Raw genomic sequence first — 16,785 nt, forward strand, 5'->3', positions numbered from 1 at the left:
TCTGATGAACCCGATGGAAGCGTCCCGTAGGTCGGACACACGACGAAGCTAATCGGCTACGCACGCGTTTCGACGCGGCCGCAGTCCACAGCCCGGCAGCCCGGCAGCCGGCGGCCGACGCCATGACCTCCTAGGCGGTCGGCAGCGGGCTGTGGCGCATTGAGACCGCCCAGTGCCCGGCATAGGGTAGGCGGATGACTGTTCAGCCCGGCCTGCACCGCCAACTCTGCTCCGTTGCCGCCCCCACCCAGCTGTGGCTCGATCCTGACGGCCGCCTGGCCGGCGAGGTCAAACCGCCCGGAGCCGGTGACTCCGCTGATCCGGCCGGGTTCACCGGGCTGCTCCACGGCGACACCCGGATGCTCTGCCGGGCGCTCGTGCGCGTCAACGGACTGGAACCCGAACCGGCCACCGTCGAGGCCGAGCCCGGCGGCGTCCTGCGCGTCCGGGGCCTGGTCCGGGGCATCCCGGGACCCACGGAGGATCCCGCCGTCGAGCTCCTCCAGACCTGGACAGTGACGCCGGGCGTGGTGCGGCACACCCTGCAGCTGCGCACCTCGCTGGATTCCCTCGACGTCGAAATCGACGTAGCCCTCGCGGCCGACTTCACCGACATGGCCCAGATCCGCCTCAGCCGCTTCCGTGACCCGTCCGCGCCGGTCTCTGCCGATGAGTCCACGCTGCGCTGGCAGGAGGGTGGCAAGACCCTGGCGGTCGCGGCCCCCGGCGCCGTCACCCCGGAAGGCCACCTCGCCTGGCGCGGAACCCTGGGCCGGGGCCGGCCGTTCGAGGCCGAATGGCAGGCCGTCCTCACCGATGACGATGACGCCGTGGTGGCTGCCCGCCCGCCCGCGGCCCGGCATCCGCGGACCGGACCGGCCGGGGCCCTGGGCCTGCTCCTGGATAACTCCCTCGATGACGTGGCCGGGCTCCGCCTGGCCACCCGCCAGCTGCCGGACGCCCCGTTCATCGCCGCCGGGGCGCCCTGGTACTTCACGCTGTTCGGACGGGATTCGCTGTGGGCTGCGCGGCTGCTGCTGCCTCTGGACACCGGCGCGGACAACGGGCTGGCGGCGGGCACCCTGCGCGCGCTGGCTGCTTTCCAGGGCACCCGGACGGACGCGGCGGCCGCCGAGGAACCCGGCAAGATCCTGCACGAACTGCGGTCCAAAGAACTGGTTCTTGAAAGCCAGAACCTGCGCCTGCCGCCGGTGTACTTCGGGGCGGTGGATTCCACCCCGTTGTGGCTTTGCCTGCTCGGGGAACTCTGGCGCACCGGCCGGGACGAGGACGCCGTGCGGTCGCTGCTGCCGAACGCGGCACGCGCCGCGGAGTGGCTGCTCGCCGCCGGCTCCCCGGTAGACGGCGCAGCGGACGGCGCAGCCGGCAACGGCGGGTTCCTCAGCTACCGTGACTCCACGGGCCACGGCCTGAGCAACCAGGGCTGGAAGGATTCCCGGGACGCCATGCAGTTCCGCGACGGCCGGCAGGCCGAGGGGCCCATCGCCCTGTCCGAGGTGCAGGGCTACGCGTACCAGGCAGCCATGGGGACGGCGGAACTGTTCGACGCGTTCGGGGAACCGGGCGCTCAGGCGCTGCGCGACTTCGCCGCGGCCCTGCGGCTCAGGTTCCGGGAGCGCTTCTGGGTTGAGGACGACGGTGGGCCGTTCCCGGCAATGGCCCTGGACGGGCACGGGGTCCCCCTGGACATCCCGGGCTCGAACATGGGACATCTGCTGGGCACGGGCATCCTGGACGCGGCCGAAGCCCGGATCGTCGCGGACCGGCTGGTGAGCCCCGAGCTGTTCTCCGGCTACGGCGTGCACACGATTTCGCGGCGGGCCGCAGGGTTTTGGCCCTTCAGCTACCACTGCGGCTCGGTCTGGAGCCACGACACCGCCATCGCGATCCGCGGCCTCCTGGCCGACGGTTTCGTCGCAGAGGCACGCACCCTCGCCGACGGCCTGATCGCGGCGGCGGCCTCCTTCGGGCACCGGTTGCCGGAGGTGTTCGCCGGGGTGCGGGCCGAGGACTCGAGCGTCGCGGTACCGTATCCGGCGTCGTGCCACCCGCAGGCGTGGTCCTCAGCCTCGGCGGTGGTGATCGCCCAGGCGATGGGCGTCGGACTCTGACGGTCCCGCCTCCACTGGGTGTTGCCCGGACGGGGCCGCGGCGGCGCGCAGCCCGTCGGCCAGGATAACGATCCCGGTAACGGCGAGCGCCAGGCCCATGGAGGCGAGCACGTCCGTCAGCCAGTGGTACCCCAGGTACAGGCGGCTGAAGGCAACCACCAGTGTCCCGGCAGCCGCTGCCGCGAAGCCGAGCACCGACGTCGTCCGTTTGCCCGTCCGCGTGCCGCGGGCCGCCAGCAGCAGGTAGCTGAGGACGCACAGGAAGACGCCGGCCCCGAAGGTATGGCCGGAGGGAAAGGACAGGGCGTCGTCCGGTCCCAGCATGAAGCCGCTGGCGGCGGGCCGGCTCCGGCCGACGTCGTGCTTCACCAGCGTGGACACCGCGAAGGTCGCCGCCATGGCGCCGACCAGCAGGGCGGGACGCCAGACTTCACGCTTGAAGACCGCCCAGGCCAGAGCCACGGCGCAGCCGATCACCGTCATCCACAGCGGCGACGTCACCGTGGTCACGGCCGCCAGGATGGCGGTGGCCAGTGGGGTCCGGGACGCCACGATTCCGTCGTGCACGGGCCCGTCCAGGTCAGCCACGCCGCTGTTCGACTGCACGGCGGCGAGCACGGTCCAGAAGATCGTCTCGCCCGCAATTAACAGGCCCGCAGCCACGAAGAAGAGCCGCTGCTGGGACGGCAGCGGCAGGCGGGCAGGGGGTCGCGGGGCACGCTGGGCAAGGAGCATTCGCCCAATCCTGCCAGAGGCAACTCCCCGCAGCCAGCAAGGGCGCTGGGAATTCTCTGGGATGCGCGGCGGGCGAGCGCTACGGTTCCGGGGGACGCCTGGTCTGCGGGTAGGGCGTGTCGAACCTGGCCAGCATCTCCACGAACCCGGCGATCTTCCGCTCCCGGGTCGAGGCCTGCTTGACCGAGTTGGTGCGGTAGATCAGGGCATACCGGTTCACGGACGTCAGGACCTCGAACATCGCCTGCGCCCGCGGCTCCGCCGCGATGGCGGCGGCGAGGTCATCCGGGACCTCCGCCGTCGCCGCGCCCGAATAGGCGGCCTCCCAGCGCCCGTCCGCCTTGGCGGCGGCGACGGCCGCCTGCCCGGCGGGGGCCATCCGCCCCGCCGCCTCCAGGCGGTCAATCCGCTCCACGTTCCGGGCCGACCACACGCTCTTGGGTCCCCGCCGGGTCATCCGCTGGAACGAGCTTTCCTCGTCCCGGCGCCGCCCCTGCCCGTCGATCCAGCCGAAACACAGTGCCTCCTGCAGCGCTGCTTCGTAGTCCAGCTCCGTCACCGATCCGCCCTTCTTGTGCAGCACGAGCCACACCCCGGGACTCTGCGCGTGGTGCTGCTCCAGCCAGGCGCGCCACTCGGCGGCGTCCTTCACCAGCAGTTCCTCCAGTTCAACAGCCATGGCCCCATTGTGCCCTGCCGTGCTGACCGGAGGGGTGCTTTGGTGGCACCATGTCAGGAGGAGCCAAAAACCGTCCCTCGCAAGGAGATCCCATGCTGCGCGTCCGCCCGATCCACTACACCTCCCGCATGGACCAGTGGGAGGGCCTGCTGTCCGCCCTCGGCATGGTGCGCACAGTCGACGACGGCGACTGGCAGGAGTTCGACGCCGGCTCGGGCCGCCTCGCGCTGCACCGGGTCCCGGCGGGTGCAGCGCTGGACGGAACCGTGCCGGACTCAGGCCCGCTGGACGGCAGGACGGACTTCGGCGTCGAGGTCGGAGACCTGGCAGAATTCGCGCGCCGCACCAATCTGGCCGGCGCGGAGGACGGGACCACCCCGGCCGAGCTGGTCAGCGCCCGCCACGGCGATACCTGCCGCATCACGGGCGCGGACGGGTTCGCTTTCTTCGCGGACAAGGCAGCCCACGGCGCACAGTGCGCGGACGCCGACCCGGCCCTCGCCGTCGTCGAAGTCTGGTTCACGCCGGACGCGGCCGCCGCCGAGCAAACCCTGCGGAACATGGGCGCCCGGCTGCGGCCTGCCCCGGACGACGACGAAACCGCGGATTTCACGGCGAAGAACGGCGGCGTGCTGATGGTCCGGCCCGCCAGCGGCGCGGCCCGGACCGGCCTGGGGTTTGAATACACCGGCGACCTCGCCGGCCTGCGGGACCGTCTGGCGGCCGCCGGCCACCGGGTCAGCCTGACGGAAGAGGCCTTCGGGCGGACCCTGCACGTGGCCAACCCGGACGCCGCCGACCTGCCGGAGAACCCCCACGGGGCGATGCTCTGGATCTCGCAGAAGCCCGAAGGCGCCTGAGACGGTCCCCGCTGCGTCCGCGGCGGACCTGTGGAATCCAGCGCTTCGTGGCCGCGTTCTGTGATCGCTTGGTTTCGCACAACCGGGCTGTCTTGCATCGCATAGGTTATGAGGCGCTGGGGTTGCTAGACACTTCCGACGAAGCAACTGCGAATCCGGTTTGTCCGACAGAACGTCAACGTAGCGCTTGGTGCCTGAGGTGACAGTCTTTTAGATCGGGAGGTGATCCACAATGACCCCCACCAGAACTTTTCCGTTGGATACCGCGAAATAGATGCGATTGACGTCCGGTCGTAGTTTGGTGTGCCATTCGCAGCGCACTTGGCCACCGTCGAACTGAAAATCCCTACTGCGCATTGCTTTCTTATCTTTATGAGTCTTCGGACCCTCGGGCGAGCTCGTGACACCTCTTGCTCCTAAGGCTGCTTGACGGCCGTCCGTAGACAGGGTGTGCGCCCAAGTGACGGCCGCAAAGTCATTGAGCACAGCCAGGTGATCGATAATGGAGGTCGTAATTTCCTCTGGTGCCCCAACTAGTGTCCTCAATCGCTTCCAAGCATCTGAAGAGAACTCAATGGCCGGGAACATTTTTGACGCGAAGGCCTCCAGCTGCGTCGGGTCCGCTGAGTGTTCGTCTCTATATGCTTGGCGCCACACCCTTGCCAGCTCGTCTGACTTCGATTCCGACTCGACTGGGGTGTACAAGTGCGACAGCCTCGCCGCATCGCATGCTGAACAATTGCCGAGCTCATTGCCGGGCCAGCAGGCTTCGATCGTGCTCATCGCGACGCGACCATCTGGGCCAACCGCTCGCAGGTCGTCGACGAGCCTCTGCAGGTTGTCTGAGGCTCCCGACTGCGGTTCATAGTGCGCGCTCAAATGCTCCTCGCATACTTCCCGCGGTGTGGGGGAAGGGGTGAATCCTCGCGAGGTGTATTTGCTCAGAATCGTCCAGAAATCACCGGTTGGAAGGTGATCGACTTTGGGCGGGGTATGTGCAAGCTCGCTGAGCGCTTGCAGTGTGGACGGACCTACTCGAGGCCCCCTGTCACCCGCCCACTCGTGCATGCGTTGCCAAAACTGCAGCTGCACTGCACTAGCAGCCGAGGGAACCACAAGTTCGGGATCGAATAGGCGGATTGGACTACTGGGCACTTGTGGTTCCCGTAGACCGTTGAATGTTGGCTTTCAAGATGGCGCGGATATCTTCTTCCGCGGCAGATAGGAAGCCCTCAGGCCACTCGCTTAGATCCCCAAATTCGCTAATCTCGAGGATTCGAGCGCTGGATCCACCGTTGCTGGGCTCAACGAACGTGATGTCGATGTCAGCTACATTGAACTTTCCCTCGGCGGCCCGCCTGCGAATTCGGGTAATGAATGATTCGCTGTGCGTTTCGATGATCAATGTCAGATCGGGACGGGCGTTAAGCATGAAGTCTGCCAGCCTGGCTTGCACTGAGGGGTGCAAATGAAGCTCGGGTTGTTCCACGATGAAAATTGCGCCGTGCGGAGAAGTCAGCAATCCCACGAGTAGGGGAAGTGCCTGGCTCACGCCAACGCCTACAGACGTCAAATCCCTTACCTGACCGTTGACGCGAAGATCCAGTCCGACCCCGAGCTTGCCGTGGCCGCGGGCAGCTACTGCATCACCGATGTCCAAGTACGTCAGCCATTCGTTGACAGCCTGTGACAGCGGGGCGATTTTCGTTGCCGAACCCGGGGGCGCATATTGTACGAAGGACGAGTTCGATCGTGACAGGACTGCGGCGCTGTATTCGCCTCTAGTCCCCACCGGCAGGCCGCGCGCCAGCTCGTTCCAGTGGTTCCAGACAACGCGAGGTTCATCTCTGAGAGGTCCAAGGTACTGGACACGATCCGCGACCGTATCGAGCGTCGCGCTCAGAGAGTTGAGTGCTTCGTACGTGGTGCCGAGCACGTCTGCGAGTTGGCTTTCAAGCAGTCCTAGCATAGGACCGTAGGCTCGCGTCGAACGCCTTAGAGGCAGCACAACATACGGACGCTGTCGCCTGGCGTCCACGGCACGTTCGATCAAAGCCTGGCGCTCGTCTCCGTCCAATTTGTCCCACGCGATTTCGAAAGCAAAGGGGTTGCCTGAGCGCGCCTCGGAAAATTGCCCACGACGCGATCCGTTTCGCTCGTCTCGCTCTGAGATTAAATGAACGAACTCTCTAATGAAGGCTGCTCCACCGATGCGAGCGGTGGCTGCCGATGCCGCATTAGTAGAAGCATTTTCCCGCCCATGTAGGAGAGCCTCAAGGAGAGCGCGATAACGAGTCGCGACATCGTCAGGCTTTATCAATTGCACAACCGCGACTGGGCGTAGACCCTTGACCACGACGTAGGTGCGAAGCTGTCGCCGCTCGCTATGAAGGAGAGATTTCACATGAAGGACGTCTCGGGGACCCATCTCACTAGTAACCTGCATGGCGAGAGCGACATCACTTGCGCGGGAGTTCTCTCGTCCCATCTCGAACCAGGGCTTGTCGTGGCTGGGAGAACCAATCTTCACGCGCCGCGTTCGCAGCGATGAACGATCTTCGGCCGGAACTAGATCAAAAACCGCTTGGGCCGCCTCCCCATCTGCCCCCTCCTCCGAAGTGCCACTTTCCAACCCGATAGCCAGCTCGATAGCACCGCTTTCAGCGCCCTCCCTTACGAGATCTTGTGCATCACCGAGCCGCACTAATGGTCCGTTCAGCACCACCTGATTCTCACCCTGAAGACTTTGCGCAGTAAGCAGCAACGACTGGATGACGGAAGATTTCCCGCTGCTATTTATTCCAGTGAGGACTGTGGCCTTGCCCTTCCGAATATCAAGCTCAGCAGTTTTTAGGCCTTTGAAATCTCTAACTCTCCACAACATGCGTTGATCATCTCAGATATCGGCCTTTCGCCGTACTCAAACCACATGCGTAATTTGCTCGGATAGCGCTTCGGCCACTTCGAGACGTCTCGTCGGCCCGGCCATTAATGCGGCGGCAATGCCTAATTTCGCCGAATGGTGGGGGTTCATCCGCGGCCGGAGATTCCCGTAACTATGTCTCGAAACCTTCTGATGGAATCGCTGTATTCACTGTTAATTAGGAGACAAATCGGAGCAGCACCTGACGAAGCTGATCCGGCTACGCACGCGTTTCGACGCGGCAGCAGTCCACCGACCGGCAGCAGGCCGTCCTCACCGTCTCGACCAGCAAACGCAGAGAAGCCGGAAAGGACTTTGGCGGCCGACCCCGCCCGGTCACCGACAGTCAGGTTCGATGCACTGTCCGCTTGGTCGAAGGCGGTGAACCCGATGCGCAGGTTGCCCGCGATCTCGGAATGTCCCGAGGAGCGATTTATAGATGGTCGCGAGCACTCACGGACTCGCCGCGTCGCGTCCTTCCGGAAGGCGACACCCAGCGATCACAGAACACGGCCAACGAGCGATCAAACCCCCGGAGGAACCTCCGGGTCCGCGGTCAGTCCTCCAGCGCCCCGTTGCAGAGCCGGTTCACTACCTCGGTGAGCATCGCCAGGCCCGCCACGATGTCCTCGTCCGTGGTGTATTCGTGCTCGTTGTGGGAGATCCCGTCCACACTGGGCACAAACAGCATCACCGTCGGGACCAGGTCCTTCATGTTGGTCGAATCGTGCCCGGCCAGGGTCATGACCTGCTTGTTCGCAAGGCCCAGGTCCGCCGCCACCTTGGCCGCGAGTTCCACGCCTTCGGGCTGGTAGGGGGTCACGGGCCAGGTGTGGGCGTGGTTGCGCTCCACCGTGACGTTTGCCAGCCTCTCGATCCCGGCGATGCGCTCGTCCAGCAGGGCGTCGGCCTCGGCTAGGACAGCTTCATCGGCGCTGCGCAGGTCCAGCAGCAGGCTCACCCGGGACGGCACCACGACGGGCGAGTTGGGGTAGACATTCAGTTGCCCCACGGACGTGTGCAGCACGCCGGGGAAGGTGTCGGTGAGTTCCCGGGCGGCGACCACCATCATGGACGCACCCAGCAGCGCGTCCTTCCGGTCCGCGATCACGGTGGATCCGGTGTGGGCCTGCTCGCCGTGGACCACGAACTCGTACTTGTTGGCCGCCCAGTTGGAGTTCACCAGGCCGATGGTGATGCCTTCGCGTTCCATGCTCCGGCCCTGTTCAATGTGGATTTCGGCGCAGTACGCGGCTTCGGGGCCCTCGTAACTGCCCCGGCAGCCGATCGCGTCCAGGGCCTCGCGGACCGTGACTCCGGCCGCGTCCTTGGTGGCCAGCGCGGTTTCGAGTTCGAGCTTTCCGGTGTAGACGGAGGAACCCATCATGGACGGCTTGAAGCGTGAGCCCTCCTCGTTGAACCAGTTGACCACCGCGATGTTGAAACGGGGCTGCCCGGCGTCCCCGGCCGCGGCCCACTGCTCCACGAGGCGGAACGCCGCGTGGGCTGCGGCAAGCACGCCGTACGCGCCGTCGTAGCGTCCCGCCGTCGGCTGGGAATCCATGTGGGAGCCCACCACGACGAAGGGAGCGCCCGGCACGGCCTCGTACAGGCCCCACTGGTTGCCGGTCCGGTCGAACTGGACGGTGAAGCCGTTGGCCTCCAGCAGGCCGGTGAGCCACTGTCGCTGCTGGCCGTCCGGCACGCTGGCAGCTTGGCGGTCCACGCCGCCGTTCTCGGTAGCACCGAATTCGCTCATGGTGTGGAAGTCCCGCACAAACGCGGCGTCGCGGGTGCTGAAAGTGGTGTGAGTGGTCACGGTTTTCCCCTATGAACGGTTGGTAGCTGGGTTGAAGAATGGACCGGTTGCGGCCGGACGGGCCGCAACCGGGGTCATGATGCCGGCGGTCCGGAACGTAAAGTCCCCCCCGACGGCGGTGGCCAGCACCTGGAGCCCGGCGATGCTGGCCGCGGTGAGCGGGGACCCGGACAGGACGGTGAAATCGGCGAGCTTGCCTACGGTCAGCGAGCCTTTGACACCGGAGGCGCCGGTGGCTGCGGCGGCTCCGGTGGTATACGCCGCCAGGGCCTGGAGCGGGCTCAGCCGCTCGTCCGGGTTCCCGAAAACGGCCCCAGAGGCGGTGCGCCGGTCCACGAACGCCTGCATGCCGCGGAGCACGTTTCCGTCGGCCACGGGGCGGTCGGAGCTGCCGGCGAGTGTCACACCGGCGGACAGGAACGACGCCGCCCGGTAGGCCCAACCGAGCCGTTCCGGGCCGAGGGACAGCGTCATGCCGTCCCCGCCGTCGGCGAAGAAGCTCGCCTGCGGGGTGACGGCGATGTCCGCGGCGGCCAGCCGTTGCAGCTGTTCCGGCCGGGTCATCGAGGCGTGTTCGATCCTGTTGGGCACAGCCCGGGGGCCGTATTTGGTGGCGCAGCCGGTGATGATGTCGATCGCGAGGTCAACGGCGCGGTCGCCGATGGCGTGCGCCGCGATCGACCAGCCGGCCGCGTAGGCGGCCTCGATCTTTGCCCGCAGCGCGTCCGGTTCGGCCTGGAAGTAGCCGGTGTTGCCGGTGTTGTCCGTCCCGCCGTGGCTGCAGTAGTCATGGCTGACCGCGGCCGTTTCGCCGAGCAGTGACCCGTCCAGGAACACCTTCGCCGGGCCCAGGGACAGGAAATCGCCGCCGAAGCCGCTGGCGATGCCCAGATCCAGTCCGGCCGGCGTGGTGCCCGGCGGGTGCTGCCCGCCGAGCGGGTGGAGCACATCCAGAACGGGCATCAGCTGCGCCCGGGCGTGGAGCCTGCCCGCGGAGGCCGCCCGCTGGTAGGCGGCCAGCTCCACGGGGCTGTGGCCGATCCAGCCGCCGCCGATCCCGGCCTCGGTGAAGCTCGTGATGCCCTCCGCGGCGTAGTAGGTGGTGGCCCGGTCCAGTGCGGCTTCGATCGCCTCGGACGAGTACGGCAGGATCAACTGCTGGATCAGCTGCTGCGCGGTTTCCTGGACCAGCCCGGTGGGGCGGCCGTCGGCGTCGCGGACAATGACGCCGCCGTCGGGGTCCGGAAACGACGCCGGTTCGGCGCCGGCCAGCCGGAGGGCGGCCGTGTTGACGACGGCCATGTGCCCGGAGTTGTGCCGCATGAACAGCGGCCGGTTTCCCGTGATCCGGTCCAAAACGGTGATGTCCGGGAACTCGCCGCCGTGCTGCTGCTGGCTGAAGCCGGTGGCCAGCAGCCAGTCCGGCGCCGGTCCGGTCCCGGGTTCTGGCCCTGCCTCAGACTCTGGCCCTGCCTCAGGCTGCGCGCTGTCTGCCGCCATGCCGGCCTCCAGCAGGGCGTAGAGCTGGTGCAGGCCGCGCGCGGCGGAGACGTCCAGTTCGCCCAGGCCGAGCCCGAACCAGGTGGTGTGGCAGTGGGCGTCGATGAAGCCGGGGGTCACGGTGGCGCCGCCGAGGTCCAGGACTTCGGCCGCGTCCAGGCCGGCCAGGTCGTCGTCGAGGCCCACAATCCGGCCCTGCCAGATGCCCAGCGAGGTGGCATGCGGGCGGCGCTCATCCATGGTGATGATGTCCGCGTTGCGCAGCAGCAGATCGAGTTTCAAGGGTTACCTACGTGGTTCTTTAGCGGTGGGAGGTGGTGACTGACTTGATGCGGGTGTAGTCCTCCAGGCCAAAGACGGAGAGGTCCTTGCCGGTCCCGGAGTGCTTGAAACCGCCGTGCGGCGCCTCGGCGGGGATCACCTGGTGGCAGTTGATCCAGACGGCGCCGAAGTCCAGCTCGTTCGAGACCCGCGTGACCACTCCGTGGTTGTTGGACCAGACGCTGGAGGCCAGCGCGTACTTGGTCCCGTTGGCCAGCTCCAAGGCTTCGGCCTCGTCCCGGAAGGGCTGGATGGTGACGACGGGTCCGAAGATTTCCTCGCAGACCACCTCGTCGGCCTGGAACACCCCGTCGATCACGGTGGGTTCGAAGTGGAAGCCGGCGCCCGTCCGCTTGCCGCCGGCCAGGACCCTGGCGTTCGCGGGCAGCCGGGACATGAAGCCTTCCACCCGGTCCAGCTGGGCGGCGCTGTTCAGCGGGCCCAGGTCCGCGGCGTCGCCGCCCACCTGCAGCGCTGCGGCTGCCGCGGCGAGCGCGGCACCGAACTCCTGGTGGATGGAGTCCTCGACGAGCACACGGGTCACGGCGGTGCAGTCCTGCCCGGCGTTGAAGAACGCACCGAGCGCGATCTCCCTGGCCGCCACGTCAATGTCGGTGTCGGCGAAAACGATCGCCGGTGCCTTGCCGCCGAGTTCCAGATGGACGTCCTTGAGGGTCTTCGACGCCGCGGACATCACCTGAGCCCCGGCCCTGGTGGAGCCGGTGATAGACACCATTTCCGGGATCTCGTGATCCACCATGGCGGCACCGGTCCCCCGGCCACCGCAGATGACGTTGACGACGCCGGCGGGGTAGGCCTCCTGCGCCAGTTCGCCCAGCACCAGGGTGGACCAAGGCGTGGTGTCGGCCGGTTTCAGGACCAGCGTGTTGCCGGCGGCGAGCGCCGGTCCGATCTTCCAGATGGCCATCATGAACGGGTAGTTCCACGGGGTGATCTGGGCGACCACGCCGAGGGGTTCACGCCGGACGGTGGAGGAAAAGCCGCGGACGTATTCGGTCTGGGCGGTCCCGGACACAACGCGGCAGGCGCCGGCGAAGAAGCGCAGCTGGTCGGCGCCGCGGAGGATCTCGATCTCGCGGGTGATCTGGCGCGGCTTGCCGGTGCAGGCTACCTCGGCGTCCAGGAGCCTGTCGACGTTGGCCTCGATGAGGTCGGCGAGTTTGAGCATCATGGCCTGGCGTTCGGCGGGGGTGGTCCGCTTGTAGCTCTGGAAGGCGGTGTGGGCGGCCTGGAAGGCGCGGTCCACGGTGGCGGCGTCGCTGTCCGGGGCGGTGCCGAGCTGGACTCCGGTGGCGGGGTCGAAGAACGGCAGGGTGGCCGCGTCCGAACCGTCGGCGGCGCTGCCGGGGACGATCTCACCGTTGATGATGTTGTGCAGGGTGATCATGACGGGCTCCGGTCAGTTGCTGGCGGTCTTGGGTGAGCGGGTGGTGGGGTCCTGCGGGAGGTGCAGGACCGCGGGCAGCCCGGAGTCGACGGCACGGCGGAAAGCGGCGCCGAAGTCCTCTGCCTTCTCCACGCGTTCGCCGTAGCCGCCGTAGGACCGGGCCAGCGCGGCGAAGTCCGGGTTGGTCATGTGCGTGCCCGAGGGCCGGCCCGGGTAGTGGCCTTCCTGGTGCTCACGGATCGTGGCGAAGATGCCGTTGTCCACCACGAGGGCGATGAACTTCCCGCCGTGGCCCATGGCCGTGGCCATTTCCTGGCCGTTCATCATGAAGCAGCCGTCACCGGCCACGGAAATCACCTGGCGGCCGGGGTAGGCCAGGGAGGCAGCCACCGCCGCCGGGATCCCCATGCCCATGGCCCCGTTGCGGGGTGCGGCGAGCGAGTTCGCGGTGTTGTGCTTCAGGTAGCGGGCCGGCCACAGCGAGTGGTTCCCGGCCCCGTAGGTGATGACGGCGTCGTCGTCCATTTCCTGTTTGAGGATTTCCATGACGACGTCGAGGTCCACATATTCCGAGTCCATTCCGTTCCCGCTGTCCGGCTGCGCGGTGGAGAACTTCTCGTAGTCGGCGCGGGCCCCGGCCAGCCAGCCGGCCTCGGGATCCGCCGCGGAATCCGTGGCGGCGAGTGCGGTGGCGAAGGACGAGACGTGGGCCGGAATGTGCTGGTCCAGCCGGCCGAAGTGGCCCAGCAGATCGGCGCCGGGGTGGACGACGACGGTGACGGCATCCAGTCCGCGCTTGTAGCCGTCGGAGAGCACGTCGGCGCGGACGCAGCCGACGAAGACCAGCAGGTCGGCCTCGTCGAGGCGGCGGGCGTTGGCGTCGCTGCGGGCGTAGCCGAGGTAGCCGGCGTAGGCGTCGCTGTTGTGCGGGACGGCGTCGTAGGCGCGGAAGTCTGCGAGCACCGGGACGCCGTGGCGTGAGGCCCAGCCGGCCAGCGCGTCGGAGGCTCCCTGGTCCCAGCCTTCGCCGCCCACCACGATCAGGGGCTTCCTGGACGCGGCCAGGCGCGTCTCGAGGCCGGCGAGATCGGCTGCTGCAGGTTCAGTCCGGGCGACTGTCCGGGGCTCCACCGTGGCCGATTCGATGGAGTGGACCAGCACGTCTTCGGGCAGGCCGATCACCACGGGTCCCGGCCGGCCGCTGAGTGCTGTGAAGATGGCGTCGTCCACCACGCGGGCGGCGGAGGCGGCGTCGTCGAGCGTCACGACTTTCTTGGCGGTGCTGCCGAACCAGGCGTTGATGTCGAATTCCTGGAACGACTCCCGGCCGCGGTCCGCGACCGGGATGAGGCCCACGAACAGGATCATCGGGGTGGCGTCCTGGTATGCGGTGTGGATGGCGATGAAGGCGTTGGCCGCGCCCGGACCTCGGGTCACCATGGCCACGCCCGGAAGCTCCGTGAGCCGGCCTTCGGCGAGGGCCATGAATCCGGCGCCGCCCTCGTGGCGGGTCACCACCGTTTCAATGGAGGATCCGTGCAGGCCGTCCAGCACGTCCAGGAAGCTCTCCCCGGGGACGCCGTAGACGCGCTGGATACCGGCTCGTTCCAGCTGGGCAACAATCAGGTGCCCGGCGGTGGTTGTTGTGCTCAATGCTTCATTCCCTTTTCTTCGATGCTCAGTGCGGGGAGGAAAATGCCGGACAGCGCGGTCAGCGCGGAAACCACCAGCAAGATGACGGCGCCGGGCCAGAACGAGTTGCCGTTGGCGGCCACGAGGGCCGTGGCGATCAGCGGCACGAAGCCGGAGATGACGCCGGCGCTGTTGGAGGTGATGGCGACGCCGGTGTACCGGACCTTTGTGGCGAAGAGTGCGGTCAGGGCCGTTCCGGACACCGCGTAAGGGATGGACAGGGTGCACACGCCGATGATCATGGCGATGATGACCAGGGCGGGGTTGGCGGTGTCGATGGCCAGGAAGACCGGCACGGCGATGACGGCGGAGGCGATGCCGCCCCAGAGGATGACCTTGCTGGCGCCGTATTTCTCGCCCATGCGGCCGGCCCAGATCAGGGCGAAGATTTCGAAGACGGCGGCCAGCAGCGAGCCGAGCAGCAGCGTTTCGTAGGGCATCTTGAGCACCTTGGTGCCATAGAAGACCACGAAGCTGGTGATGAGGTAGAAACCGCCGATACCCAGCAGCGCGGAGCACATGCCCACCAGGATCTGGCGCCAGCTCTTCGTCAGGACTCCGCGGATGGGTGCGTGCTCGGTCTCGCCGGACTCCATGAGGGCTTCGAATTCCGGGGATTCGCTGAGCTTGCTGCGGATCCACATCGAAACGGCCAGCAGCGGGATCGCCGCGATGAACGGGATGCGCCAGCCCCACGCGTCGAAGTTGGCCTGGCCCACCAGGTAGAGCATTCCGAAGAACCCGCCGGAGGACAGGATGGTGCCGATCGGCGAGCCGAGCTGCGGGAGGGCTGCGTAGCGGGCGCGTTTGGCGACCGGGGCGTTTTCGACGGCGATAATGACGGCGCCGCTCCACTCGCCGCCGACGGCGAGGCCCTGCAGGATGCGCAGCGCGACCAGCAGGATGGGGGCCGCGACGCCGATCGTCATGTAGTTCGGCAGCAGGCCGATGAGCCCGGTCACGAGGCCGATACCCACGATGGTGACCATCAGGATCTTCTTGCGCCCCACATTGTCGCCCAGGGCACCGAAGATGAAGCCGCCGATCGGGCGGGCCACGAAGCCCACGGCCAGGGTGGCGAAGGAGCTCATGGCCGAGACGAAGGGGTCCTGGGACACGAAGTACTGGGCGTTGAACACGAGCGCCGCGGCGGTGGTGAACAGGAAGAAGTCGTACCACTCCAGCGCTGTGCCGACGAGGGCCGCGAGGGCGACTTTCTTGGCCACGCTCTCATCGACAACCCCGGGCAACTGCGGACTGGCGGTGGTAGTGGCGTTGCTTGCGCTGCTTGCCATGATTACTCCAAAGAAATGTGACGGGTCTTGACGGTGGCCCTGTGCGGTCACCCCCATCCGGGGACAGTTCCGTCCGTGACGATTCGGGCCGAGACGATTCGGGCGCCGACGCTTCCGGCGGGTGTGAGTGGGCTCACGCTTGGTGCTTCATTCCATTCTGCCAGTAGCTTTTCCCAAAATAACTAGCAGTGCGCCACGCTTTACAGACCCTAGAATGTGAGAATGCACAATTTTGAATCGCCGGGCGATGCTTTCCGCTGGAGCGAGCTGGTGGACCAGCTGGAAGGGCGGCTGGACCTCCTGGCCCAGGCGTTCACCGCCCGGATCCGGCAAATCCCGGAATACGGCGACAGCCAGGTGACTGTCCTGGAAATCCGGGACACGGCGCGGGAAACATTCCGCCGGCTCATCCATGGGCTGCGGGGCGGCCCGGCGGACACTGCACGGGACGGGCTGCTCGCCTTTGCCTCGGACCTCGGGTCCAAACGGGCGAGGGCCGGGATACCGCCGGAGTCCCTGACCTCGGCGGTGCGGCTGGACTTCAGCATCCTGTGGGCAGACCTCCTGGAGATCGCCGCACCGGAGGATGCCGGTCTGCTGGCCTCCCGGGTGGACCAGGTCTGGCGGGTCGTCGACGAGTTCGCCACCCGCACCCACATGAGCTACCTGACCGAGCGCGTGCGCATGGCCCAGGAGGAGTCCAGCATCCAGCACGAATTTATCGCCCGGCTGTTCAACCAGAGCACGCCCTCGGCCGAGACGTCCGCGCAGGTTGGCTCCGCCCTGGGCATCGGGCCGGATGCCCGCTGCGGCCTCGTGGCTGCCAGCGGCGACGCCGGCGCCCGCCTTCGTGCGGCCGCTACCCAATTCGGCGCCGCCCAGCGCCGACAGAAGATCTTCCTGCACGAATCCGGCGGAAACACGTACCTGTTTTGGCCGCTCTTGTCGTGGACACCGTCGGGGAGGTCCGGAGAAGCGCGGAGCGCGCCGCAGCCCCCGCCGCTCGTGGCGGATATTCCCTCCGGATATGTCCCGGAGGTGCACGGGCTGCGCGGCCTACCCGCCGCCGCCCGGACCGCAGAGAGCCTTGCGGCCCTGTTGCGCCCCAGCGACGCCGGTCCCCTGTCCGCGGATGCCGCATGGGCCCGGTTTGCCCAGCAAAACCTCCAGGACGCCGGGCTCGACCTCGCCGCCCAGCTGGAGGAAGCCATGGAGGAATGCCGCGGCGGGGAACGGGAACGTCTCCGGGAAACGGTGCAGCACTATCTCTCCACCGGCAACATCACGGCCACGGCGGAACAGCTGTTCTGCCACCGGAACACCATCCTGAACCGGCTCAACCGCTTCCAGGAACTGACCGGGATCGACCTGACCATTCCGGCCCAGGCCGCGCGGCTGGTGGTTGCCTGGGCCTGATAGTT

12 protein-coding genes are annotated in these 16,785 nt (G+C 67.2%); 3 read left to right on the forward strand and 9 right to left on the reverse strand.

Annotation, left to right across the window (positions count from 1 at the left end; all coding sequences use genetic code 11):
• The first annotated feature begins 194 nt into the window (after positions 1-194).
• Positions 195-2,132 (forward strand): glycogen debranching N-terminal domain-containing protein, encoded by a 1,938-nt coding sequence (locus AC1DBX_RS06885; RefSeq protein WP_476931393.1) that lies wholly within the window; start codon positions 195-197, stop codon positions 2,130-2,132.
• Here AC1DBX_RS06885 and AC1DBX_RS06890 read toward each other — a convergent pair.
• Both AC1DBX_RS06890 and AC1DBX_RS06895 read right to left on the reverse strand, forming a co-directional pair.
• Positions 2,085-2,867, reverse strand: coding sequence for a phosphatase PAP2 family protein (locus tag AC1DBX_RS06890; RefSeq protein WP_476874246.1), 783 nt, complete (start codon positions 2,865-2,867; stop codon positions 2,085-2,087). The genes AC1DBX_RS06885 and AC1DBX_RS06890 overlap by 48 nt on opposite strands.
• A 79-nt stretch (positions 2,868-2,946) precedes the next feature.
• Complete coding sequence (locus AC1DBX_RS06895; RefSeq protein WP_476850563.1) at positions 2,947-3,546, reverse strand: YdeI/OmpD-associated family protein; 600 nt, start codon at positions 3,544-3,546, stop codon at positions 2,947-2,949.
• A 92-nt stretch (positions 3,547-3,638) separates the two neighbouring features.
• Between AC1DBX_RS06895 and AC1DBX_RS06900 the strand changes: the two genes are divergently transcribed.
• Positions 3,639-4,406: a VOC family protein gene (locus AC1DBX_RS06900; protein ID WP_476931394.1), complete on the forward strand. Its 768-nt coding sequence runs from the start codon at positions 3,639-3,641 to the stop codon at positions 4,404-4,406.
• Positions 4,407-4,616: 210 nt separating this feature from the next.
• On the opposite strand, the gene AC1DBX_RS06905 is transcribed toward AC1DBX_RS06900, so the two are convergent.
• From AC1DBX_RS06905 to AC1DBX_RS06935, 7 genes are all read right to left on the reverse strand, one after another.
• Positions 4,617-5,189, reverse strand: coding sequence for a hypothetical protein (locus AC1DBX_RS06905; protein ID WP_476931395.1), 573 nt, complete (start codon positions 5,187-5,189; stop codon positions 4,617-4,619).
• 361 nt (positions 5,190-5,550) lie between these two features.
• A complete protein-coding gene (locus AC1DBX_RS06910; RefSeq protein ID WP_476931396.1) occupies positions 5,551-7,290 on the reverse strand; it encodes an AAA family ATPase in 1,740 nt (579 codons plus the stop codon).
• 595 nt (positions 7,291-7,885) lie between these two features.
• Positions 7,886-9,148: a M20 family metallo-hydrolase gene (locus AC1DBX_RS06915; protein WP_476931397.1), complete on the reverse strand. Its 1,263-nt coding sequence runs from the start codon at positions 9,146-9,148 to the stop codon at positions 7,886-7,888.
• A gap of 9 nt (positions 9,149-9,157) precedes the next feature.
• Positions 9,158-10,930: an amidohydrolase gene (locus AC1DBX_RS06920; RefSeq protein ID WP_476931398.1), complete on the reverse strand. Its 1,773-nt coding sequence runs from the start codon at positions 10,928-10,930 to the stop codon at positions 9,158-9,160.
• Between the two features lie 19 nt (positions 10,931-10,949).
• Positions 10,950-12,377 (reverse strand): gamma-aminobutyraldehyde dehydrogenase, encoded by a 1,428-nt coding sequence (locus AC1DBX_RS06925; protein WP_476857848.1) that lies wholly within the window; start codon positions 12,375-12,377, stop codon positions 10,950-10,952.
• A gap of 12 nt (positions 12,378-12,389) precedes the next feature.
• Entirely contained in the window at positions 12,390-14,030 is a 1,641-nt protein-coding gene (locus tag AC1DBX_RS06930; protein ID WP_476931399.1) for a thiamine pyrophosphate-dependent enzyme, read from the reverse strand.
• Entirely contained in the window at positions 14,027-15,364 is a 1,338-nt protein-coding gene (locus AC1DBX_RS06935) for an MFS transporter (protein WP_476931400.1), read from the reverse strand. Before AC1DBX_RS06935 ends, AC1DBX_RS06930 begins: the two co-directional genes overlap by 4 nt.
• Positions 15,365-15,586: 222 nt before the next feature.
• Between AC1DBX_RS06935 and AC1DBX_RS06940 the strand changes: the two genes are divergently transcribed.
• A complete protein-coding gene (locus tag AC1DBX_RS06940; RefSeq protein ID WP_476931401.1) occupies positions 15,587-16,780 on the forward strand; it encodes a PucR family transcriptional regulator in 1,194 nt (397 codons plus the stop codon).
• Positions 16,781-16,785 lie beyond the last annotated feature (5 nt).

The organism is Arthrobacter sp. 10N44_2 (assembly GCF_056394385.1).

Bases quoted from the DNA above. Each gene is read 5' to 3' on its own strand.
- AC1DBX_RS06885 (WP_476931393.1), top strand. From the start codon at position 195: ATGACTGTTCAGCCCGGCCTGCACCGCCAACTCTGCTCCGTTGCCGCC.
- AC1DBX_RS06890 (WP_476874246.1), bottom strand. From the start codon at position 2,867: ATGCTCCTTGCCCAGCGTGCCCCGCGACCCCCTGCCCGCCTGCCGCTG.
- AC1DBX_RS06895 (WP_476850563.1), bottom strand. From the start codon at position 3,546: ATGGCTGTTGAACTGGAGGAACTGCTGGTGAAGGACGCCGCCGAGTGG.
- AC1DBX_RS06900 (WP_476931394.1), top strand. From the start codon at position 3,639: ATGCTGCGCGTCCGCCCGATCCACTACACCTCCCGCATGGACCAGTGG.
- AC1DBX_RS06905 (WP_476931395.1), bottom strand. From the start codon at position 5,189: ATGAGCACGATCGAAGCCTGCTGGCCCGGCAATGAGCTCGGCAATTGT.
- AC1DBX_RS06910 (WP_476931396.1), bottom strand. From the start codon at position 7,290: ATGTTGTGGAGAGTTAGAGATTTCAAAGGCCTAAAAACTGCTGAGCTT.
- AC1DBX_RS06925 (WP_476857848.1), bottom strand. From the start codon at position 12,377: ATGATCACCCTGCACAACATCATCAACGGTGAGATCGTCCCCGGCAGC.
- AC1DBX_RS06935 (WP_476931400.1), bottom strand. From the start codon at position 15,364: ATGGCAAGCAGCGCAAGCAACGCCACTACCACCGCCAGTCCGCAGTTG.
- AC1DBX_RS06940 (WP_476931401.1), top strand. From the start codon at position 15,587: ATGCACAATTTTGAATCGCCGGGCGATGCTTTCCGCTGGAGCGAGCTG.